The organism is Candidatus Agathobaculum pullicola (assembly GCF_052117205.1).
GTDB classification, from domain to species: Bacteria; Bacillota; Clostridia; order Oscillospirales; family Butyricicoccaceae; genus Agathobaculum; species Agathobaculum pullicola.
In genome coordinates this window covers 1-23103 of sequence record NZ_JBQKJP010000045.1, presented here as the reverse complement: position 1 = coordinate 23103, position 23103 = coordinate 1, and the positions used below count along the sequence as shown (strand labels likewise).

Annotated in this window: 18 protein-coding genes, 1 tRNA gene and 4 pseudogenes; 14 read left to right on the top strand and 9 right to left on the bottom strand. The window is 51.0% G+C overall.

The genetic code is table 11. The features are described 5' to 3' along the window. Positions 1–185: 185 nt before the first annotated feature. Together ACTQ3V_RS12935 and ACTQ3V_RS12930 are read right to left on the bottom strand one after the other, a co-directional pair. Positions 186–551: a DUF2752 domain-containing protein gene (locus tag ACTQ3V_RS12935; protein WP_441467882.1), complete on the bottom strand. Its 366-nt coding sequence runs from the start codon at positions 549–551 to the stop codon at positions 186–188. Continuing rightward, the gene (locus tag ACTQ3V_RS12930; protein WP_441467881.1) at positions 552–2156 is read right to left on the bottom strand and encodes an ABC-F family ATP-binding cassette domain-containing protein; all 1605 of its coding nucleotides are present in this window, start codon (positions 2154–2156) and stop codon (positions 552–554) included. It lies immediately after the preceding gene. A gap of 178 nt (positions 2157–2334) precedes the next feature. On the opposite strand from ACTQ3V_RS12930, the pseudogene ACTQ3V_RS12925 reads away from it, so the two are divergent. The 3 genes and pseudogenes from ACTQ3V_RS12925 (at position 2335) to ACTQ3V_RS12915 (ending at position 3895) form a co-directional block, all read left to right on the top strand. Beyond that, positions 2335–2855, top strand: a pseudogene (locus tag ACTQ3V_RS12925) (nitroreductase family protein). 19 nt (positions 2856–2874) lie between these two features. Further along, the gene (locus tag ACTQ3V_RS12920) at positions 2875–3591 is read left to right on the top strand and encodes an NAD-dependent protein deacylase (protein WP_441467880.1); all 717 of its coding nucleotides are present in this window, start codon (positions 2875–2877) and stop codon (positions 3589–3591) included. A gap of 85 nt (positions 3592–3676) precedes the next feature. Beyond that, positions 3677–3895 carry a DUF378 domain-containing protein gene (locus tag ACTQ3V_RS12915; RefSeq protein ID WP_441467879.1) on the top strand — a complete coding sequence of 73 codons (219 nt, stop codon included), beginning with the start codon at positions 3677–3679 and terminating at the stop codon, positions 3893–3895. A gap of 45 nt (positions 3896–3940) precedes the next feature. On the opposite strand, the gene ACTQ3V_RS12910 is transcribed toward ACTQ3V_RS12915, so the two are convergent. Continuing rightward, a complete protein-coding gene (locus tag ACTQ3V_RS12910; protein WP_441467878.1) occupies positions 3941–5332 on the bottom strand; it encodes a glycine--tRNA ligase in 1392 nt (463 codons plus the stop codon). Positions 5333–5471: 139 nt separating this feature from the next. On the opposite strand from ACTQ3V_RS12910, the gene ACTQ3V_RS12905 reads away from it, so the two are divergent. The 10 genes and pseudogenes from ACTQ3V_RS12905 to ACTQ3V_RS12860 all read left to right on the top strand — a co-directional run. Then, positions 5472–5547, top strand: a tRNA-Ala gene (locus ACTQ3V_RS12905). Positions 5548–6676: 1129 nt separating this feature from the next. After that, entirely contained in the window at positions 6677–7642 is a 966-nt protein-coding gene (locus ACTQ3V_RS12900) for a hypothetical protein (RefSeq protein ID WP_441467877.1), read from the top strand. Beyond that, complete coding sequence (locus tag ACTQ3V_RS12895; RefSeq protein ID WP_441467876.1) at positions 7603–7824, top strand: S-layer homology domain-containing protein; 222 nt, start codon at positions 7603–7605, stop codon at positions 7822–7824. The genes ACTQ3V_RS12900 and ACTQ3V_RS12895 overlap by 40 nt, the downstream gene beginning before the upstream one ends. A gap of 724 nt (positions 7825–8548) precedes the next feature. Next, positions 8549–8821, top strand: a pseudogene (locus ACTQ3V_RS12890) (recombinase family protein); the annotation flags it as partial. A 27-nt stretch (positions 8822–8848) separates the two neighbouring features. Continuing rightward, entirely contained in the window at positions 8849–9073 is a 225-nt protein-coding gene (locus tag ACTQ3V_RS12885) for a recombinase family protein (RefSeq protein WP_441467883.1), read from the top strand. 12 nt (positions 9074–9085) lie between these two features. Further along, complete coding sequence (locus ACTQ3V_RS12880; protein ID WP_441467875.1) at positions 9086–9364, top strand: hypothetical protein; 279 nt, start codon at positions 9086–9088, stop codon at positions 9362–9364. Between the two features lie 60 nt (positions 9365–9424). Further along, the gene (locus ACTQ3V_RS12875) at positions 9425–9571 is read left to right on the top strand and encodes a hypothetical protein (protein WP_441467874.1); all 147 of its coding nucleotides are present in this window, start codon (positions 9425–9427) and stop codon (positions 9569–9571) included. A 36-nt stretch (positions 9572–9607) separates the two neighbouring features. Continuing rightward, on the top strand, positions 9608–9826 hold the full coding sequence (locus ACTQ3V_RS12870; protein WP_441467873.1) for a hypothetical protein: 219 nt from the start codon (positions 9608–9610) through the stop codon (positions 9824–9826). Between the two features lie 249 nt (positions 9827–10075). Beyond that, positions 10076–11247: pseudogene (locus ACTQ3V_RS12865) on the top strand (IS256 family transposase). A 174-nt stretch (positions 11248–11421) separates the two neighbouring features. Continuing rightward, positions 11422–11574, top strand: a pseudogene (locus ACTQ3V_RS12860) (IS5/IS1182 family transposase); the annotation flags it as partial. Positions 11575–13869: 2295 nt separating this feature from the next. Here ACTQ3V_RS12860 and ACTQ3V_RS12855 read toward each other — a convergent pair. Both ACTQ3V_RS12855 and proS read right to left on the bottom strand, forming a co-directional pair. Continuing rightward, positions 13870–14736: a mechanosensitive ion channel family protein gene (locus ACTQ3V_RS12855; RefSeq protein ID WP_441467872.1), complete on the bottom strand. Its 867-nt coding sequence runs from the start codon at positions 14734–14736 to the stop codon at positions 13870–13872. 47 nt (positions 14737–14783) lie between these two features. Next, positions 14784–16223: a proline--tRNA ligase gene (proS, locus tag ACTQ3V_RS12850; RefSeq protein ID WP_441467871.1), complete on the bottom strand. Its 1440-nt coding sequence runs from the start codon at positions 16221–16223 to the stop codon at positions 14784–14786. A 77-nt stretch (positions 16224–16300) separates the two neighbouring features. Between proS and ACTQ3V_RS12845 the strand changes: the two genes are divergently transcribed. After that, the gene (locus ACTQ3V_RS12845; protein WP_441467870.1) at positions 16301–16594 is read left to right on the top strand and encodes a carboxypeptidase-like regulatory domain-containing protein; all 294 of its coding nucleotides are present in this window, start codon (positions 16301–16303) and stop codon (positions 16592–16594) included. Positions 16595–16597: 3 nt separating this feature from the next. Here ACTQ3V_RS12845 and ACTQ3V_RS12840 read toward each other — a convergent pair whose 3' ends face one another. The 4 genes from ACTQ3V_RS12840 to ACTQ3V_RS12825 form a co-directional block, all read right to left on the bottom strand. Continuing rightward, on the bottom strand, positions 16598–18415 hold the full coding sequence (locus ACTQ3V_RS12840) for an S-layer homology domain-containing protein (RefSeq protein ID WP_441467869.1): 1818 nt from the start codon (positions 18413–18415) through the stop codon (positions 16598–16600). A 64-nt stretch (positions 18416–18479) separates the two neighbouring features. Then, positions 18480–20234, bottom strand: a complete 1755-nt coding sequence (gene thrS / locus ACTQ3V_RS12835) for a threonine--tRNA ligase (protein ID WP_441467868.1) — start codon at positions 20232–20234, stop codon at positions 18480–18482. Positions 20235–20576: 342 nt separating this feature from the next. After that, the gene (locus ACTQ3V_RS12830) at positions 20577–22259 is read right to left on the bottom strand and encodes a serpin family protein (RefSeq protein WP_441467867.1); all 1683 of its coding nucleotides are present in this window, start codon (positions 22257–22259) and stop codon (positions 20577–20579) included. Between the two features lie 99 nt (positions 22260–22358). After that, entirely contained in the window at positions 22359–22895 is a 537-nt protein-coding gene (locus ACTQ3V_RS12825; protein WP_441467866.1) for a YcxB family protein, read from the bottom strand. Between the last annotated feature and the right edge of the window lie 208 nt (positions 22896–23103).

Sequence of the window (23103 nt, the reverse complement as noted above, 5' to 3'; positions counted from 1 at the left end):
ATATGGCCCCCTCTCGTCAAGTTAAGTGTAGCAACTCAACTTTAACCGATGAGGCCTTATCCTTCATCCCTTTTTTATTCAACTGTCCAAGATGTATTGTACTCCTACATGCAGCCTATCCTGTTTCTTAATTATTATAAAGAAAACGCATGGTGGATAGCCATGCGTTTTCAAAAAACGATACCTCATATTACAGCACCGCAGATCAGCGGATCGCGCATCACCAATCGCGTAATCCAGATACCTGCCCAGAGTGCCATTACGCTCCACAGCAGGATACTCTCCCGCTTTTTCGTACCCAGCAGCGGCTTCTTCCGAAACAGAACCAAAAGCACAATCGGCGGCAGCACATAAATCATCGGATTATAACGGAAGGCTGTCCAAAAATCCAGTCGCAGCAGTGCGAAAGCTGCCCGTGACAAGCCGCAGCCCGGACAAGGTACACCGGTGAAATGCTGCACCGGACACCCCCATCCCAGCAAAGAGGAAGATACCAAAGCCGCCACGAACAGCATCAGCAGCACCAGCAGGCCATATATCCCCTTCTTCATTTATCCCTGATAGGTTTCACGGAACTCGAGGAATTCATCGTATGTGCATTCCTTATCCAGCACACCCTTATCACGAATTTCAATGATACGCGTTGCTATGGTCTGCACAAACTCATGGTCATGCGAAGCAAACAACACCGTGCCCTTGAAATCGCGCACACCGTTGTTAACCGCCGTAATGGATTCCAAATCCAGATGGTTTGTCGGCTGGTCAATCACCAGCACATTAGAACCGAACAGCATCATGCGGGCAAGCATTAGACGCACCTTTTCACCGCCCGAAAGCACGCGCACCGGTTTGTATACATCATCGCCGGAAAACAGCATACGGCCCAAAAAGCCACGCAGCGTAGATTCCAGCGTGTCCGTACGAGAATACGGCGCAATCCAATCCAACATATTTTCGGTGTGGCCCTCAAAGAATTCGTTGTTGTCCTTGGGGAAATAGCTCTGCGAAGTGGTCACGCCCCACTTGAAGCTGCCCTCGTCCGGCTTCAGCTCACCCATCAAAATCTGGAACAGCGTAGTCATCGCCAGTTCGTTATCCGAAATAAATGCAATCTTATCTCCGCGGCGCACAATAAAAGATACGTTATCCAAAATCTTTTCACCGTCAATCGTCTTGGAAATACCGCGCACCTCGAGAATATCCTTGCCTGCCTCGCGGTCAGCTGCAAACGATACCCATGGATAGCGACGCGAGGAAGCGGGCAGCTCCTCAACCGTCAGCTTATCGATCAGCTTACGGCGGCTGGTTGCCTGACGGGATTTGGACTTGTTTGCTGCAAAACGCTGAATAAAGTTTTGCAGTTCCTTAATTTTTTCCTCGTTCTTGCGGTTCTGATCCTTAATCATGCGCTGAATGAGCTGCGAGGACTCATACCAGAACTCATAGTTACCGACATACAGCTTAATCTTGCCGAAGTCGATATCCACAATATGCGTACAGACGTTATTGAGGAAGTGACGATCATGCGAAACCACCAGAACCGTGCCCTCAAAGTCTGCAAGGAAGTCCTCCAGCCAGCGTACCGCCTGAATATCCAAATGGTTGGTCGGCTCGTCAAGCAGCAGAATATCCGGCTTACCAAACAACGCGCGCGCGAGCAGCACCTTTACCTTTTCCACGTCGCCCAGATACTGCATCTCGGTATAGAGAATCTCATCCGCATCCAGTCCCAGACCGTTGAGCAACTGACCGGCTTCGGTTTCCGCTTCCCAACCGCCCATCTCGGCAAATTCAGCCTCAAGTTCTGCCGCCCGGTTGCCATCCTCCTCGGTAAAGGGCTCCTTCGTATAAAGCGCATCCTTCTCCCGCATGACCTCCAGCAGGCGAGGATTGCCGCCCAGCACGGTATTGAGCACGGTCTCCTCGTTGAAGGCAAAGTGATCCTGTTTCAAAACGCTCATGCGCGTCTTGGGCGCAATAAACACCGTACCGGTGGACGGGTCAAGGTCGCCCGACAAAATCCGCAAAAATGTGGATTTCCCTGCCCCGTTGGCGCCGATGACGCCATAGCAGTTCCCTTCCGTAAACTTCAGATTGACATCCTTAAACAGCGGCTCCCCGCTGAAATTCAAGCTCAGATCGCTGATTGTAATCATATTCGCATCCGTCTCCCGTTTATCATTTTTAATCTGTAACAGTATAACACAGAAAACCCGCTTTTCACAGTTTTTTTACACGTCAATTCCCATTTTTGGTGATGTTGTATTGAAACCTGACCGCACAGGGGCTATACTATATTTATTCTAATCAAGTTCTAACCAAGGAGGTTTTTTCATGTCCAACCTGATGCAGACTATTAAATCCCGCCGCTCCACGCGCGCGTTTGAATCCAAGCTCCCTCCCAAAGACCAGATCATGCAGATGGTCGAGGCCGCTCAATGGGACCTTCCGGCATGGGCAAGTATCTTTGGCACTTCACAGTAGTATATAGCGCAGAAAAATCCCTGACACTGGCCCGCGCGGTCGCCGAAGCGGACAACCGCGGCCCAGAATATAATTTCTACGGTGCCCCGGTCAACATTATCATTTCCTATAAGCGCGATGAGCACCACGCTTTTGTCGACGGTGCCGCGGCAATGGAAAATCTGCTTCTTATGGCGACCGAGCTGGGACTCGGTTCCTGCTGGATCAACCAAATTCGCGAATGCTGCGACGACCCAAAGGTACGCTCGCTGTTGACTGAATACGGCGTACCTGAGGATCATATCGTCATCTGTTCAGCTGCAATCGGTTATATTACCAAGGAGACACCCGCAAAGCCCCGCAAGGAGGGTATCGTTTCTTTTGTAGAATAAATAAAGGAGGCAGAGAAGCATGGATGAACAAATTGCCAGGCTGAAAGAATGGGTGGATGCCAGTGATAACATCGTTTTCTTCGGTGGCGCAGGCGTTTCCACGGAAAGCGGTATTCCGGACTTCCGCTCAGTAGATGGTCTGTACAATCAGCAATACAAATATCCGCCGGAAACCATTTTAAGCCATACATTTTTTATGGCGGAACCGGAAGAATTTTTTCGTTTTTATCGTGCAAAAATGCTTGCGTTGGACGCAGAGCCAAATGCCGCACATCTCAAACTCGCCGAATGGGAGCGCATGGGAAAATGCCGCGCCGTTGTCACGCAGAACATCGACGGTCTGCATCAAAAAGCAGGCTCGAAGGAAGTGTTAGAGTTGCATGGCTCGGTGTTACGTAACTACTGCATGCGCTGCCGCAAGCCTTATGACGTGCGCGACATCGCCGCCGGCACAGGTGTTCCCAAATGTGAATGCGGTGGCATCATCAAACCGGATGTTGTTCTGTATGAGGAAAGTCTGGACAGCCATACTATCAACAAAAGCGTAGAATACATCCGCAATGCAGACATTCTCATCATCGGCGGCACTTCCCTTGCAGTCTATCCGGCCGCCGGTCTGATTGACTACTACCGCGGCAACAAACTGGTTCTGGTCAATAAGTCCGAAACACCCGCTGACCGTCGCGCTGATTTGGTGATTCATGCGCCGATTGGCCAGGTCTTTGCTCAGCTATAATATCTGATTAGTATAAAATACAATTTATCTGCATGTTTTCTCCCCTTTCCGGCCATACTATGGAAAACCGGAAAGGGGAGTTTTTATGTTTCTTGACAAACTTGCATTGATTCTTGCCATTATTGGCGGCCTGAACTGGGGCAGCATCGGCTTATTCGGGTTTGATTTAGTCGGATTCTTGTTCGGCGGACAGGCCAGCGCGATAAGCCGTATCATTTTTTCCCTTGTGGGCCTGGCTGCGCTGTGGTGTATTTCCTTACTCTTCCGCGGCAACAATGATACCGAGGACCGTCACACTTCCTAAAAAGAAAAACCGCTGCATGCGCAGCGGTTTTTCTACATAGTTCTTTTAAAACGCAATTTTCTCTGCAATATAGGCAGCTACATCCTCAATCCTGATGCGCTCCTGCTCCATGCTATCGCGGTCGCGAACGGTTACACATCCATCCTGCTCGGTTTCAAAGTCCATCGTGACGCAGTACGGCGTACCGATTTCATCCTCTCGGCGATAACGCTTGCCAATCGAACCAGCATCGTCAAAGTCCACCGAGAACTGCTTGGAAAGTTCCTGCCAAATCGGCATTGCCTTTTCCGTCAGCTTCTTAGAGAGAGGCAGCACCGCAGCCTTAAACGGCGCGAGCGCCGGGTGCAGACGCAGAACGGTGCGCACATCGTCTTTACCGTTCTTATCCTGACCCACAACCTCCTCGTCATACGCATCGCACAGGAATGCCAGCGCTACGCGATCCGCGCCGAGCGACGGCTCAATAACATACGGGATATACTTCTCGCCCGCTTCCTGATCGAAATATTCCATGGAAACACCAGAAGTGTTCTGATGCTGTGTCAAGTCGAAGTCGGTGCGGTCTGCAATGCCCCACAGCTCGCCCCAGCCGAACGGGAACAGGAACTCGATGTCGGTGGTGGCATTCGAATAGTGGCTCAGTTCCTCCGGATCATGGTCGCGCAGACGCAGATTTTCGTCCTTCATTCCAAGGGACAGCAGCCAGTTGTGGCAATATTCCTTCCAATACTTGAACCACTCCAGATCGGTGCCGGGCTTACAAAAAAACTCCAGCTCCATCTGCTCAAACTCACGGGTACGGAACGTAAAGTTACCGGGCGTAATCTCATTGCGGAAAGACTTACCCACCTGCCCTACGCCGAAGGGAATCTTTTTGCGGGTGGTGCGCTGAATATTCTGGAAGTTAACAAAGATACCCTGCGCAGTTTCAGGGCGCAGATAAATCTCATTCTTTGCATTTTCGGTAACGCCCTGATAGGTCTTAAACATCAAATTGAACTGACGAATATCGGTAAAGTTATGTCCGCCGCAATTCGGGCAGGCAATCTGATGCTCGTCGATATACGCTTTCATCTGCTCATTGGTCCAACCTGCCGGATTTTCACCAGTCGCATCTTCGATCAGCTGGTCAGCACGATGACGGGTCTTGCAGTCCTTGCAGTCCATCAGCGGATCGGAAAAACCGCCGACGTGGCCGGAAGCTACCCATGTGGTCGGATTCATCAGAATGGCAGAATCCAGACCGACGTTATAGGGGCTTTCCTGCACAAATTTCTTGCGCCACGCCGCTTTGACGTTGTTCTTGAATTCAACGCCAAGCGGACCATAGTCCCATGTGTTGGCAAGGCCACCGTAAATCTCCGAGCCGGAATACACAAAGCCACGGCCCTTGCACAGGGCGACGATTTTTTCCATTGTCTTTTCGCTGTTTTTCATTTTCATTCTCCTTTTGGCGCATCTGGCTGATGCACGCTTTTTTTCATCAGGCATAAAAAATGCTTGACACAAATTCATTCTACATGTATAATATTTACTTGTCAAGAGCAGTTAAAAAATGCTTAAAAAAATAAAACATGGGCCTGTAGCTCAGTTGGGAGAGCGTTCGGTTCGCATCCGAGAGGTCGAGAGTTCGAATCTCTTCAGGTCCACCAAAACGTAAAAATCCGAACCTGTTTGCCGTTGGCAATGGGTTCGGTTTTTTCGTATCTCTGCATGAATTAGAACCGGACCCGCGGGGGCCGGGCGGCGGGGTTATGTTTAAGAACCCGCCGCTTTTCCATATGTCGAACAGCGACAGCCAAGTCGGAAATTTTAGAAAACCCTGAAATTCAGCATAAAATGGGCGCCATTTCAGGGAACAGAACTTCCCCATCTATGCGCGGTCCCGGGCCATTGGCGTGCGCCGGACTTTGGCCGAGGGAACACGGGAAATTAGAACCGGGCGGCAAGCCGCCCGACCCCTGCACAGCGTACTGCCGAACAGATTTCAAATCCGGCCAGCACCATTCGCGATCACCAGGGCCGCGCAGCTTTTTCCTTTGTAGGCTCCTCCCTCCCCTCAAACGCTCTCTCTAAAAACAAAAAATCCGCAGGCAGAGCCTGCGGCGGGTATGGAGTTGCCCCTGACAGCCAAAGGTTTGGCTGGATACCCTGCCCCGTTCCTCTTGATTTCCCCGGGGCATGGTATAAAATAATTGTCGGAAACGCATATAAGCGGCAGGGCATAGCGGGCGGCAACCCGCTACACCCCTGTGAAGAGTGTCTGCACCACTCAACACAACAGTCCATATGACTGCACTGTAGCCTTATTATACCCATGTGCCCATCCTTTTTCAAGGGCGGAAGCGTTGGAGCAATAGGACCTATTGTGTTACGCCCTGAATCATTCAGGCGGTGTTGAGGAAAACGCTCAACACCGCTTTTTGCGTTTCCGGCAGACCCCAGCGACCCCGCGCGGGGCGTGAAAACGCCCCGTGTCCGGCAAACTTCTGTCGGAAACAAATCGAAAGGAGAACCATCCGGATGAAACGATGCAAACGAACTCTTGCACTTCTTCTTTGCGCTGTTCTCTGCTTCACGGCCCTGTCTGTCAATGCCTTCGCCGCAGAGGACTGGCCCGGCGCCTGAGTAACCAACGAGGAATGCTTCATCACCGGTGCCAAAGGCTCCGCTAAAAGCACTGGCAAGTTCCCGGATGTCTCAAACTCTTACGATAATGAAGTAAGTCGTGCCTCTTGGACTTTGTCCAACGGCGTACTTGTCATCGACGGAGTAGGTAAAGTGGGTGACACCGTTGAACACCTGTTCCGTGGAAACCCCTATGTGGAAACGGTCATTATTCAGCAGGGCGTAATCAGGGCGCAAAACCTTTGCAGCCGTTTGCACAATCTGAAAAATATCATTGTGATGAGCAATGAATCCAATGTCAGCTGTATCGCCTGCGACTGCCCACAGATGAACACAATCATTGTCGGCGCCAACCTGAAAGACAGCTCACTTACCATGGGTTACAACGAATTCGACAGTATCAATAAGACGACCGGCAACAACACCGGCAGCATGGCTCTTTCCTACCCGGACCCGGTTGACAACCTGGTAATGCTTTCCAGCGTCTGCGGGGACTTCCAGAAGCAGTTTGCCGAGGCCAAGACGCTGATTGCGGAGATGAACCTGCCCCAGTTCGCCCTGGATCTGCTTCCTGCCAATCTGGGCGGCGGTGCGGATGCTGTGGAACTGCCCCAACAGGCGCCGGTCACCGTCAGCCCGTGGGCAGAGTCCGTTGTAGACGAGGCCGAAGCCCAAAAACTTTTCCCATACAGAATCTATGATGTGTACGGAAGGGATTTCACCCGGAACATTACTCGTTACGAGTTTGCGCTTCTGGCGGTAAGAACTTATGAGGTCCTTTCCAATGATTACAGGACCCCGATTGCCACCTTTTATATGAATCCCGAACTAGGACAGTCAGACAGCTTGCGCTTCCCAGATTGTGAGGACGAGGGCTATGGAGTGGATTCTACAATGAGCCAGGCATACAATCTGGGCATCATCAGCGGATACAGCAAACCATGGCCGACATATTTCGTGGGGAAGATGGGAAAATCGTCACTTACACCAATGATGATGGTGTTTTGGTCAAGCTGGTGGATTGGTACAACGTCAACGTTGGCCCCAACGACCCCATCACCCGCGAGCAGGCCGCCGCCATGCTCGCTCGCCTTGTCGAGGCTCTGGGCAAACCCTTGACCGCCGCCGCGTCCGCGCCCTTTACGGACACCGTTTCCGACTGGGCCAAAGACAGTGTTGCCCAAGTCTACAACGCCGGAATCATGACCGGCACCAGCGCCACCACCTTTGACGCAAAAGCCAACTACACCATTGAGCAGTCCATCGTGACCATGGTTCGTATCGCGGACTATGCAGGCTGACCGACCAAACACAACGACACCCCCGTGGAATCACTTCCACGGGGCGATATTTTCCCTTTCGTCGCCTTGTTGGTTCTTCCATTCCTCAAATTCTCGCCGCACCTTGTCGCTCTTAAAAAACGCCAGAATATTCGGCAGTAGGCAGCGGGCAAGGACCTCCAGTTCGTGACGGGAAGCCCGGATTGCAGCTTCGGTTCCTTCATGGTTTCGCGTCCTCTCCTACAAAGATTGACGCGACCCTTCTTTTTTATTGCGTCGCGGTTTTGTGCCAAAATTGTGTCATATCAGGCAAAACCGTAATCTTTCCCGTGTTATGGCCGATATTTTTGCAAAAACAGCAAATGCACAAAATCGTCCTAGAAAACCCTTCCATATATGCGCCGGTTTTTGGAGGTGCAAAACGGCCCATTGTGCAGCCCGCCGAACTTTTTTCGCCGGGTTGATTCCATCCCACAAATCCGGTATGATTTTACCAAGAAAAAGAAAAAACGGGTAGAATGTCAAACCAGTCGGGGGCGTCCCACAGGTAAGGCGGCGCAGCCGCCCATTGTTTCAGAAAGGAAGTGCAGGCATGAAAGCCGTGATTTACGCCAGATATTCCAGCGACAGCCAGTAGGAGGAAAGCATTGAGGGGCAGCTTCGGGAATACAACAAGTGCGCCCAGCGCAAGGATGACCGTGCTTTCCAGCTACATTGACTATGCCTTGTCCGCAAGACCGACAACCGCCCGGAGTTTCAGCGCATGGTGAAGGACAGCGCCCAGGGGCTTTTTGATGTAGTCCTTGTGTGTAAGCTGAGCCGCTTCGCCCTCAACCGCTACGACAGTGCCCACTACAAGACCATTCTGAAAAAGAACGGCGTCAAGGTGGTGTCGGCCAAGGAAGCCATTGCCGAGGACAGCAGCGGGATTTTGCTGGAAAGTCTCCTGGAGGGCTACGCCGAGTTTTACAGTGTGGAGTTGTCCGAAAAGATACACCGTGGCCAGAAGGAGAACGCCCTCAAGGGGCGGAACAACGGCGACGGGGTGCCGCTGGGGTACACGCTAAACCATCAAAGCCAAAAGCTGGAGGTGGACCCCATCACCGCGCCCCTCGTGGTGGAGATTTTCACCCGATACGCCCAGGGAGCGACAGCCCGGGCGATTGCCGACGATTTGAACACCCGGGGACTTCGGACCCGGCGGGGAAAGCCCTTCGGCCTGAACAGCTTTTGGGTCATTCTGAAAAACAGGAAGTACATCGTGGAGTAGCGCTATCAGGATGTGGTCATTCCCGGCGGTGTGCCCGCCATCGTACCCCAGGACCTCTTTGACCGGGTGCAGACGCGTGTGGAGAGGAACAAGCGCACCCCCAGCGGCACCAGCCGCACCGGCGTGAAGCACTATTATTATAAGTGCAGCGGGGCCCAGCGGAAGCTGGGCCGCGACAAGAGAGCCGTCCGAAAGAAATGGATTGTGGACATCGTGGTGGAACGCACCATGTGCATGATTTTGAGCGATACGGTGGTGGAGGATATTGCAGCGCTGGTCATGGCGGAGTAGAACCGGGAAAATACCGACCTACCCGCCTTGCAGGGCCAGCTTGCCCATACCGAGCGGGGCATGGAGAATCTTCTGAACACCATCCAACAGGGCATTTTCACCCCGTCCACCAAGCGGCGGTTGGAGGAATTGGAAGCCGCCAAGGAGCAACTGACCACCCGCATTTTGCAGGAACAGATCGCCAAGCCCCATATCACACGGGAGTAGGTGCAATTCTGGATTTGCCGATTCCGGAAACTGGATGTGTCCAAGGAGGCACATCGGCAGCGGCTGATTGACAGCTTCGTGAACGCGGCCTATGTGTACGATGATAAAATCCTGCTGACCTTCAACTACCAGGACGGCCAGGAAACCATTTCGCTCCATGATGTGAATGATTCGGATTTATCAAATGAGCGTCCACCAAAAAGAGACTATCTAAAGACAATACCGCATAATTCAGCAAGAAGGATTTGTGTGTAAATTTTGCGTCCAGATGCGGCACGGTTTCACGGCAATACTTGATGTATTGCTAGAAATCGCAACAAAATCTGGGCACAAAATTTCCGCAAAGCATCAAAGATGCAATTGTGCGGTGTTGCCTAAAGTTTTGTGTAAACCTCCTGTGTGGTGTAGAATAGGGGCACCGCACAAGAGGTTTTACATATAGCCAGAAAGAATCGCACCCCGGAAGAAAATGCCCATCGAGAGAAGAACCGTGAGCTGCTGCAGATGGCAAACATCGGCAGCATGGATGACATCCAGAATCTATTCAAAGAGACCATTGCCGAGTTCATGGAGAATGGTCTGGAGGCAGAGCTGGATGACGAACTGGGCTACAGCAAATACGATTACAAGAACAAGGACACAGACAACAGCCGCAACGGGCATAGCGGCAAGCGACTGCGTACCAGCTTTGGCGAAGTGGATGTGTCGGTTCCCCGAGACCGTAAGGGAGAATTTGAGCCTCAGGTGCTGAAAAAGAACCAGACCAGCATCAGCCAGGACATAGAGGAGAAAATCCTGTCCATGTACGCCAAGGGTATGACCACTGGCAACATTGAGGCCCATATTCAGGATATCCATGGAATATCCGTCTCTGACAGCACGGTCAGCCGAATCACAGACAAGATCCTGCCCGTCGCCAAGGAGTGGCAGCAGCGGCCTTTGTGGCCCATCTACGCCGTGGTATTTCTGGATGCCATCCACTATCATGTCCGCAGCGAAGGGCAGATTGTGAAGAAAGCAGTGTACATTGCCATTGGGGTCAACCTGGATGGCCGGAAGGATGTACTGGGCATGTAGGTTGGCGAAAACGAGAGCGCCAAGTTCTGGGCCACTGTCCTCAATGGCCTGAAAAACCGTAGTGTAGAAGACATTTTCATTGCCTGTACCGACAATTTGACCGGCTTTGATGCGGCGATTCATGCCACCTTCCCACAGACCGAGATCCAGAACTGCATCATCCACCAGCTGACAATTCCAGCAAGTATGTGTCCTACAAGGATCTGAAAGCCCTTATGGGCGATCTGAAGGCGGTCTATGCCGCCGTGGACGAGCAGGCAGCCTTGGATGTTCTGGATATCTTTGGGGAGCGCTGGGACAAGAAATACCCGAAAATCTCCCAGTCCTAGCGGTCCAATTGGTTCAATCTCAGCACCTATTTCAAGTACCCCCAGGAGGTGCGCAGGCTGATCTACACCACCAACGCCATCGAGGGTTTTAACCGCCAGCTGCGCAAGGTAACCAAGGCCAAATCAGTGTTTCCGACGGATGATAGTCTGCTGAAAATGCTGTATCTGGCTATGATGGATATTACGAAAAAATGGACCGGACGGCGGCAGGACTGGAGTTTGATTCACGCCCAAATGTCTATCTATTTTGCCGAGCGTATGCCCGAGTAACACCGCCGCAGCCGGATGTCAAGAACAAGGTAAACGGCACTACCGCCCTTGACATCCCTCCATCGGCGTTATGCTGTTAAAGAGGCGAAAGCCGTATTCCCTGGCTACCGCCCTGAATAAATTTTGCTCTATTCGCACCGTAAATGGTATTTACACGAAATTTGGGATTGCCCCGCCAAGGTAGAACATGGCTTTGCCGTAGTCAAACATCAGCTCCGGTATCGGAAAACTCGATACCGAGGCCTGCGAAAACAGATCGCAAAACTGAACATCATGTTCACCTTGGCAAATCTGATCTTGGCTACCATGCCTTGCCTGGCAGCTTGAGTCAGCTCACCTTCTGTTATCATTGCGCAATCAAACCGTCTGCTCATGGCAATTTGCCAGCAGGACGGCTTTTTTCACTCATTATGCGGTGTTGCCTCAGACAAATGATAGTAAAAGGTTGTCCGAGGTAGTTGAGCGATTGTGAGTAGAAGGGCCAGCGAGAATTCTTGCCTCAGTTTTTGAACGACCTGCGCTTTTTGCGCTGGCGTCGCTCTTCTTCCAAACCCAATGCTTTCAAGTTTTTTTAGGTAAGCGGTTTCCCCACGCAGCCGTTGAACCTCTTCGGTTTGCAGCTGCTTTTGCGCCCTCGACGCGCAATTCTGTCCCTTCTTCCATGTACTCCGTTCCCAGTTTGGAATACGGTCTGTCCTTGAACTTTGCAAATCTTGGCAGCTTCCTGATAGCTGAGACCATCTTGTATGGTGGCCTCAACAACTTGTTTCTTGAATTCTGCTGTATAACGTTTGTTGGTATCCCTTTTTGGGCGTAGTAAAGCCCCCACTTGTTAGCCAGTGTATCTACTGTCTAACAAATGGGGGCAGTTCAACCGACGTTGACCAACGCATGTATCGAAGTCAATTATCAGAGTATTATCGTTGCGCTATGTTGTTAGGCACTCGGTATGCGCACGGGAAGGGTATTGTGATTGGAAACACAGACCGATGCGTGCGTACCGTGGCGCAGAAATGATGTTGGCCCTGAAGCAATTACGATAACCGCTTCTCCATGGGGTGGGCTGCCGAAAACGCAGCGTTAGAGTTACGAAAAGTATTATCAGATATGCAAAGAAAATCAACTATTGATGCGCAAAAGCACTCAAACAGTTTGACCAAGGTCGATTCACGCGCACCACAAAACAATGTTATGGTATCGCGGATTTTACAACTCCGACGCCTGGAAGGACGCACAGCAGCGACATAACAAAAATTAAATGTGTAAGCGAAAAACTATATCTTGTCGCGCTTCTGGGTTGCTTTGTTGGGACTATCTTCGATTGTGCAATGCGTATTCCAGCTTGTGTTGTGATGCTTTACGCGATACGGTTTTCCGATATAGGCATGCGAAAAACGGATAATTCTTCATTCTGAGCACATCAGCCGGTACACCCGCCAGTAATATTGTGCGCTGCTCACCCGAAATGGAACAACTCGGCAGAGCATTGAGCGCATATATCGCTATTTTGATAATGTGAGGATGGGAAGTTTCTTTACAACGCTCAAAAAACACACGGATAGCAGACGCAATGGGCACGGCAGCAAGATGCTGCACACTATCTCTGGCGAAGTGGATGTGTCAGCTTCCCGTAGCCTATAGATGGCAACAGCAGTCCCCCGTAGTCTTTTTGCACCGTGGTATTTCTGCATGCCTTCCACTATCATGTCCGCAACAGAGAGCATATTGTCAACTAAATGGTATTTCTATTGTAGTAGATCTGGATGGGCTGAAAAACGTCCTATACATGTAGGTTGGCAAACATGAGCATGACCAATTCTGAGCGACTGCATTCAGCAATCTGAAAAACAGTGGTATAAAGAGCATCCTCATTGCCTGCACAGACAATTTGACTGGATTTGATCCGGCCAGCTATCCAACATTTCCTCAGACCGAGATCCTGAACTGTACATCTACCATCCGTGTAATTCCAGCAAATATATCTCCTACAAAGACCCAAAGGCACTCATTGACGTTCTGAGGGCGGGCTATGCTGCTGCCGCTGTGATGCAGCTCTGGAGACTTTTGGGCACACTGGGACAAGATATATCCGAAAGTCTCCCTGCCCTATCCATCGGGCAACAGCCACCTGAGTTGCTACTTCAAGTCCCCCAGAAGTACGCGGACTAATCTACCGTATTGGGCATGATGGCACTACAAAAAATAGACCGGGCGGTGGCAAGACTGAAGCCCAATCAATGTGCAGATGTCCGTCTATTTTGCCGAGTGCATGCCTGAGCACATCACCAAAGCCGAATGTCAAGGGCAAAACAAATATCTCAGCCCCTTAATAACATCCTATTTGTGTTATGATACCAGTAAGGCAGCAACCGGATTCTCCGGTTGCTGCCCCAAATAAATTTTGCTCTATTTGCACGAAAAACAGAGTTTACACAAAATTTTAAATTAACCTATAAGGACTTACCGCCTGCCCTTACAGACAACATATCCTTGCGCCTGCCAAACGCTTTTTCATTCAAAAGCTTCTCTATCTTTTGGAGTCGCTCTATTGGATGCAGCGCTGGTTATTACAGCCATTGTGTATACTAACTATATTTCGTTACACATACAGCATGTTTTATATTATTGCTGCAACACAACCACATGCGGATACGCAATATCAATTCCATTTTGTTCGTATAGCTTTTTAATATTCTCTAGCACCGCACATTTTAAGCTGAAGGCCGTACTGTTATCCTTTGCCCAAAGCGATGCGCGCAGCGTAACAGCAGAGTCGGCCAACTCCAGAACAACCACTTGCACTGCTGACGCACCTGCTGATTTTTGTTCAGGCGTGCGCACATCCATAAAATCCGGCTGACGCAGAATTTCTTCTGCCAACAGCCTTTTTGCAAGATCAATATTCGATTCATAGGTAACGCCAATCTGCATGAAAACACAGACCTTGCTGTCAGCATAATCAGCATTTTCAATGATTGAACTGTTCATTTTGCTGTTTGGAATAATTACACGCTTGTTTTCCCAAGTTCGGATGGCTGTATGGTGTAGCGTGATTTCTTCAATCACACCAGAAATATCATTATCAATATACCGCACCACATCGCCCATTCGGAATGGCTTGAATGCAAGAATCATCATGCCGCTGACCACACTGCCCAGTGCCTCTTGTGCGGCAAGACCAGCCACCACGGCAATTACACCGCCTGCAGTCAATAACGTCCGCACCGCACTTGACAAAAGCGGAATACTGTATACTACAACCATTACGCCCGCAAAATAGACCGCCGCAACCGCAATATATCTTGCAAATCCAAGTACAGTTGCTGCGCCGCTATTGCTTTTCCGATGCCGGTCAACCAACCGACGCATCACACGGTTCACCAGCTTTGCCAGCAGAAACGTTATTGCAAGCACCAGTACCGCAAAGATTACAGAACCTACAAACGAGCCAACTTTAGTTTGTAAAAAAGGCTGTAGTAAGTCAAGCATGCACTATCTCCTTCCATATTGCCTACGCTCTATTGGCATGCGTTCGCTCAATAGGCAATGCCCCAGACAACCATCTTGTGCGCCGGCTTACCGCATACCGGGCAAACGTCCGAAATGTTTTCCTGCTCAAACGGCATACAACGGCTGGGCATACCGGTTTCTTCCTTAACCTTCTCTTCACATGCCAAATCGCCGCACCACATCGATTTCACAAACCCAATATGGTTTTTGACGATGTCCTTCATCTCATCCAGACTCTTCGCTGTATAGGTATGCTCCTCACGATTCTTCATTGCCTTCTCAAACAGCGCCTTCTGGATCTCCTCAAGCAGCGCAGGCACCGTAGACGCTAAATCCTCAAACTTGACAACCGTCTTTTCGCGACTGTCTCGACGCACCAGCACACACTGCCCCTGCTCGATGTCTCGCGGACCAACCTCAAGACGCAGCGGCACACCCTTCATCTCGTACTCAGCAAATTTCCAGCCGGGGCTATTCTCAGACAAATCAATCTTGGCACGCACACCAGCTGCTTTGACGATATCCAACAGTTCCTGTGCCTTTTCCGTCACACCCGGCTTGTGCGCCGCAACCGGAATGACAACCAACTGAGTCGGCGCAATGCGCGGCGGCAGCACAAGGCCCTCGTTATCACCATGGGTCATAATAATTGCACCGATTAGGCGGGTAGATACACCCCACGAGGTCTGTTCCATATACTGTAAAGTATTATTCTTATCCGTATACTGCATATTAAACGCCTTGGCAAACCCATTGCCGAAGTAATGGCTCGTACCGGACTGCAGCGCCTTGCCGTCGTGCATCATAGCTTCAATGGTATAAGTCTTTTCCGCACCTGCAAAGCGTTCCTTCTCAGTCTTTTCACCCTTAAGAACAGGAATTGCCAAATATTCTTCACAGAACTTGGCGTATATATTCAGCATGCGCAGCGTCTCTTCCATCGCCTCTTCAGCAGTGGCATGCACCGTGTGCCCCTCCTGCCACCAGAACTCACGGCTGCGCAGGAACGGTCGGGTTGTCTTTTCCCAACGCACAACCGAGCACCACTGGTTGTACAGCTTGGGAAGATCGCGCCACGAGCGCACAATTTTGGCATAATGCTCACAAAACAGCGTCTCTGAGGTTGGGCGCACGCACAAACGCTCTTCAAGTTTTTCCGAGCCGCCGTAAGTCACCCATGCACACTCCGGTGCAAAACCTTCCACATGATCAGCTTCTTTTTGCAGCAGGCTTTCCGGAATGAAAATCGGCATTGCGACGTTTTCATGCCCGGTTTCCTTGAACATGCCATCCAGCGTTTTCTGAATGTTCTCCCAAATCGCCTGCGCATACGGACGCATGATGACACAGCCCTTGACCGAGGAATAATCAATCATCTCAGCCTTTTTAACAATATCGGTGTACCACTGCGCAAAATCCACGTCCATGGATGTGATTTCACTGACCAGTTTTTTCTTATCTGCCATAATTGTGTTTCTCACCTTTTCTATTCGATTTTCATAAAATGCCAGTAGAATTTTGTATTAGAAAGGGGTTTTCCCCAGTGAATTTTATTCAATCTTTTTTCGTAAAACCCGCAGCCAACGAAGTTATCGAAACCAAAGTCTCCCTGTCTGCCGATCAGCGCCCTGCACTGCTGGGCACTGTGTCCGGCACAGACGGTAAAGCCGCTGCCGGAGCACTTGTTACGATTTACTGCGCAGACGCACCGGAAACACCGGTTGGCGCGCTGTACACCGATGAGCAGGGACAATTTGCTTTCGGGCCGCTTGAGCCGGGACGCCTGTATCATGTCAAGATATTCCGCCGTTCGGATAACTTTCGTGCGCTTGAGTAGCGGTTATGCCGCGCCGACGCCGACCCCCAGCGCATCGAGACGTGCCTGCTCTGCCGTACATTCTTCTTCCGTGTAGCCGGAATATCCCATACCGGGCGTATGAACCAACGCACGCAGCTTGCCATTTTCCACCGCATATTCATACCGGTACATATCGCCCATGCCCATCACATAGGTGTAAACCACCTGTACTTTTCCGTCTTTCGCCTTTGAAATCTCCGAGAAAGTAAGCCCGTGATCTGGCTCATCTGCCAGCAACATCTGACACGTGCCGTCCTGCGCAATGCGAAGCACCTGCGTCCCTGTCAGGGTAAAGACACCGTTGCCAGAAAAGCCGGGACGCTCATCAGTCGGAGATGTGAGCAACACATAGCTGCCATCAGTTGGATCGATCGCACAGTCATATACGGGCATATTGGTTACCTGCGTCAACACACCATCCGTCACCCGGTACAAACCGGCTGTGCCCCAAACCGCTGTGCCGTTATCGTTCGTTAAATTGGGTGCAAACAGACTGCACCAATAGGCAACATATTCCGCGTCCTCCGACTCCATCCCTTCCGGAACCGGATAGGCATTTTCCACCGTAAAGCTGCCAGCCGCCTCGCCGTCCCAACTCCGAGCGGAAATTACCGTATGGTCTGTCGACACGTTTTGTGTCACCAACAGGCCATCCTGCATCACCTTCGCCAGTTTTTCGCCAGGGGCAAGCGGCAATTTACGGACGCCGTCTTGCTCAAGGCAATAAAACGTACTATCGTCAAACTGAAATACGCAGCCGTCCTTTCCTTGCAGGCAGGAAGATAACGCAAGGGTTTTTGCTTCATTCGGTAGTTCCATCACAACTTCTACCGCCGTACCATACACTGCATACAACGTTGCGTTCTGCTGCTCGGATTCGGTCACAATCAGATAATCCGTTTGACCAGCATATCCCAGCGCAGCGACTTTGCTATCCGGCGCACAGCGCAGCAGTTCGGTCGTTTGCAGCGTCTCGGGATTGAGTAAAAGCAGCTGATAGCCCTCTTCCGTCGCATTTCGATATGCGTACATCCCTTGCAGTTCCGGTGCATACAGCGCTCGGATTGTATCATCGCTGCTGCGCACCACCGGTACGCCCGCAATCACACAGGACAGTACCTGATCGGAACCATAGGGCGTGCTGCCTTCTTGCGTATAGGTGCGCGGCAGCACATCCCACGCGGCTGTTTTTAGCTGCTCCGCAGTAAATACACCCTGATTGATCAGCTTCTGCGCGACAGTAAACCCATTGGTGTCGCCATTTTTGGTATAATACTGCTCAAGCAACCGCACTGATAACGAAACTGCATCGCCGCGAACAAAGCCGGCCTCGTCACAGGTCGCTTGCTCCGTATCCCCGCCATATAGCAGAAATGCATAAGTTTCATCATCCGTGGAAGCGCGCGCAAGAAATGTACAGTACTGCCCACAAGTGACATTTTCTTGCGCGCCGTAAATTGTGGCTGAGGTGCCCTTGGTCAGCCCACTCTCATATAGCCAGCCGACATACTTATCCGCCCACTGCGGCACATCGGTGAACGGATGCGCCCATTCCTCGGATAGCGCTGCTTGCTCCGCTCCCAGCAGCCGTGTGAGCATCGCAGCAGCTTCGGCACGGGTCATCGGTTTTTCCAACTCGAAGCCCTTGTCCGTGCCGCGAAACAGACCAAGATCGCACAGCATCTGCGCCTGCGCATCCGTATCTCCCGGATAGCCGTTGTCGATTGTGCCGACGTTTGCCGCTCCGACGGCAAACGTCAAGAAGAACAAAATGAAACAAGCAGATATCAGCTTTTTCATATACCAAACTCCCCTTTCGGTATATCGACAGGTAAATGAGTGCGTCTGTAATGCTAAATAGATCTTATCTCAGTTTTTCCTTTACTTCATAGGTTAGCTTCTCAATGAACTCGGACAATTCCATCGGCGTAGTCTCTCCGGTCTTGCGCTCACGCACGGAAATGATACCCTTTTCCTCATCCTTATCACCAATAACGATCATATAAGGCACCTTATGCACCTGCGCCTCACGGATCTTGTAGCCGATTTTCTCGTTGCGATCATCCATCGTAACACGGAAGCCCGCTGCGGTCAGCTGACGCATCACTTCCTGTGCACACGGAATATTGCGATCAGTCATGGGCATAACACGCACTTGTTCGGGGGCAAGCCACGTCGGGAATGCACCGGCAAAGTGCTCGGTGATAACACCGATGAAGCGCTCGATAGAGCCAAGCACAACGCGGTGAATCATGATTGGGCGATGCTTCTCACCATCTGCGCCGATGTACTCCAGTTCAAAACGCTCCGGCAGCTGAGAATCCAACTGGATCGTGCCGCACTGCCAGGTGCGGCCAAGCGAATCGGCCAAATGGAAGTCCAGCTTCGGGCCATAGAACGCGCCGTCTCCCTCATTAACCACATAATCTTTGCCCATCTCCGTGATGGCCTCTTTCAGAATGTCCTGATTATGCTCCCACTGCTCGACCGTGCCAATATGATCCTCCGGCATAGTAGACAGCTCGATTTTGTAACTCAGACCAAAAACCGAATACACTTCGTCAAACAGTTTGACGACGTTCTTGATCTCATCTTTCATCTGTTCGGGAGTCATAAAGATATGTGCGTCATCCTGCGTAAAGCAGCGCACACGGAACAGGCCGTGCAGAGCACCAGACAGCTCGTGACGATGCACCAGACCCAGTTCGCCTACGCGTAGCGGCAACTCACGATAGGAGTGTGGCTGGGACTTATAGACCAGCATGCCTCCCGGGCAGTTCATCGGCTTGATGGCAAAATCCTCGTCATCGATGACCGTGGTATACATATTGTTCTTATAATGATCCCAATGCCCCGAGCGCTCCCACAGCTTGCGACTGAGTATCACCGGTGTGGAAACCTCAACATAGCCATAACGCTTGTGCACCTCACGCCAGTAGTCGATCAGGGTGTTCTTAAGCGTCATGCCATTAGGCAGGAAGAACGGGAAGCCCGGTCCATCCTCCGTCAGCATAAACAGGCCAAGTTCCTTGCCAAGTCGGCGGTGGTCGCGCTTCTTGGCTTCTTCCAGCATATTCAGGTATGCGTCCAGCTCATCCTTCTTCGGAAAAGCCGTGCCGTAAATGCGCTGAAGCATCTTATTCTTGCTGTCGCCGCGCCAGTATGCGCCGGTGACGTTCATCAGCTTAAGACCATTACCCTTAACGCGACCGGTTGAATCCAGATGCGGACCAGCGCACAGATCGGTAAACTCCCCCTGCTTATAGAACGAGATGATCGCGTCCTCCGGCAGATCGTCAATAAGCTGAACCTTATACGGCTCTTCCTTGTCCTCCATCAGCTTGCGTGCTTCCGCGCGCGGCAGCTCAAAGCGCTCAAGCGGCAGCTTTTCCTTGCAGATCTTCTTCATCTCAGCTTCAAGCGCGTCCAGATTCTCCTGTGTAAAAGAGAACGGTGCGTCAAAGTCATAATAGAAGCCGTTTTCGATAGACGGGCCGATTGCAAGCTTCACTTCCGGATACAGGCGCTTGACAGCTTGTGCGAGAATATGCGATACCGTGTGTCGGTAGGTATCACGGTATTCCGGATTTTCAAACGTATACTTGTTTTCTTCAGACATAATCATGTTCCTCCTTTAGTTTTTGCGGGGAGAACAAAAAAGCCCACCCCCGACATCAAATCAGGGGTGAGCTTATACTAAACCCACGGTTCCACCCTGCTTGCAAGCCCATTTGTGGGCTTACCGCTCCGGAGTCCATAACGTGGACGAGACGCCGCGACATACTGCGTTTTTCCGCCGCGGAGCTCGGGAATCGGTGCCGCTTTTCCCGCACCTGCGGACGCTCTCAGCCGTGTCGTCCGCTCTCTTACAGGTGCTCTTTGGTATCTGCGGGATTTCCTTCATCGCCTTTTACAATAATATATGCTTATACTATACCCCAAAACCACATTTGTCAACCATTTATTCCACATTTTCATACCGTCCGACAAAGAACAACTCACCATTGTTATTATCGCGGATGACAAACCAAAACGGACTGTCGGCCGTAAATTCGCGTATCAATTGCGGACGATCCATCGGTGCAGCACCCGCGCCGTCCATCGCAGCGGTGACCGCAGCGGCCTCTGTTCCTTTTTCGTCCACCGCAATATAAGCCTTTTGCAGCACGGTATCAAGGAAATGCTGCCCACCGGGCAAACCGGACGGGTCAATCATTGCAGTCAGGTCAGCCTCTTCATGGTCATATGCAGTTTTAACGCCCATTGCCTTCAAAGCATCGTCGAGTGCAGCACCGTACTCCACTTTGAATTTGGGAACAGAAACCTCCACATCTCCGTAAACAAATTCAGCGCCATCCAACAGATGCTGTACATCAATCGTATCATCTGCCTTGATCAGATACATACTCAGATCCGCATCAATAAAGCGCTCAAAACCATCCCCCTCCACATTGTCAACCGCATAGTTGCGATAATCCATCTTGAGCGCTTCTACACCCGGCGTCGAGTAATAACCAAAGCCGCTCGTCTGGTGCATCATATCCACCGTGCCAGTCGTGCCGTCCGCATTCGTAAAATCGGCTTTTTCCGTACGGTTCTCAGGAAACTCACTCGCCCATGCGGCCTTGAAATACACTGCGTTGACCAGTGCGGTAACAAACTCACGGTTATCCTCGGTCAGGATGGTTGGGATTTTGCCATTGGTCTTTTCATTCGCCCAAGCATTGACCTGCTCGACTGAATCCTTGTTGGTAACCTCCTCAGCCGTTGCGTGGTAGTATGTATCCATAGTCTTTACGAATTCTGGCAGAAACGCTCCCTTGCCGTCAAACCAGCTTTGATTCAGCCAAACAGAGTTCGATATCTGCATGGTCATAATGCGCTCCAATCCAGAATAAAACACATTCTGTTCTTGCACGATCTGATTGAAAAGAGCCAAATCGTCAATCCGCAAAGCGTCCAGCAGTTCCTTTTGCGTTTCCCCCTTTGCGCCGTTTGCCAGCATCGCAAGGCAGAGCCGCGCAGAATACGGAGAAAGGGTCCAGTTTCCTTTTTTCGGAGCTGCTGCACGTACCAGCGCATCGGCAAAGTCCGGTTCATTCGCCTGCAAATCCGCAGGTAAGTTCGCTAGCTTGCTCAGATTGCCGCACCACTCCTTTGCATCCGCCACTGTCACCGGATCTTTCGGACGGAAATCCGCCGCATCGTTCATGTCGATGATACCGTACATCCAGCATTTCATTACGCCATCCTGCGCCCATTCGGAGATATTGTCCATGCTTGGTGCACCCGTACCACAGCCCCCCGGCAGTTCAGTATAGGTGTTGTCCATCCAACGTCCGAGAATGGTCGCCGCTTCCTCCCGGTTGAGGCTGTTGGCACGGCAAGCACCTGTTCCATCTCCGTTGATCAGCCAGTTGTACCACGCCCACGCAACGCTTGGCTCCCGCGAGCAATCGGTAAACGGCAACTCCACATCAGCATACGCACTGGTATCCGCCCCGGTTGCCTGCGCTAATTCGCTCAGGAAACCAACGCGTGACAACGCCGCCTGTTCTCCTTCCGCCGAATAGCTGGTTGCTCCGGCCCTCGCCGGCAATAGCAGGCATAAACTGAGTACTGTCGCCAAAATCCGTCGTTTCATGATAATCCCTCCCTCGTTTTATTGTACTTGGTTAGACGTACCGCTTTAGGATGTCGTTCCCTGTGAAACGCAAAAAAACTCCCCCTAAGGGGAGTTTTTTCAGCATTTAAGCGCCTCGTCCTTAATATTCACTGTAATCCGGTCATAAAACTCCTGTTTCTGTGTCTGGTCAGAAAACGCAGAAAACGGCACGATAATCGCAGAAAACTCATCCACAAAGATGTAGTAGTGTTTATCATCCGACGCAGTACGCTGCACAGCCTCATATTGGTACGTGGTATCTTCGTTTTCTCCGGCCAGTTCAAACGAGTCCTCCCGCAGCGTCAATGTCTTCAGACCGCAAAGCTGTTTATTTCGCGCGTTCCGCAGAATACGCTCCGTATTTTTGACTACCTTGCGCTTTATATACCACGGCGTACCAAAGAAGCAGACCGCCGCGAGCATCAAATAAACCAGCACACTCCAAACGCTCAAACCTTTGACCCAGTACATCAATGCCGTACCACCCAAAACGACAATCACTGCTGTGGCAATGCGTGTCATCAAAATGCCGCGTTGTATTACCGCGTTGTTTGCATAATAATTCAGATTAAAATCAATATAATCCTGCTGCGTAATGTTGTATTGCAGTTCCATGCGTCGCTCTCCTTTTGGCAATTTGCCGCTTACGCAGACATTATACCGAAAAGATTCTGCAAAAGCAAGATATTCTCTCATGTTTTTTCATGATATAGTGTTGGAGTACAATACATCCTGGACAGTTGAATAAAAAAGGATGAAGGATAGGGCCTCATCGGTTAAAGTTGAGTTGCGACACTTAACTTGACGAGAGGGGGCCATATCC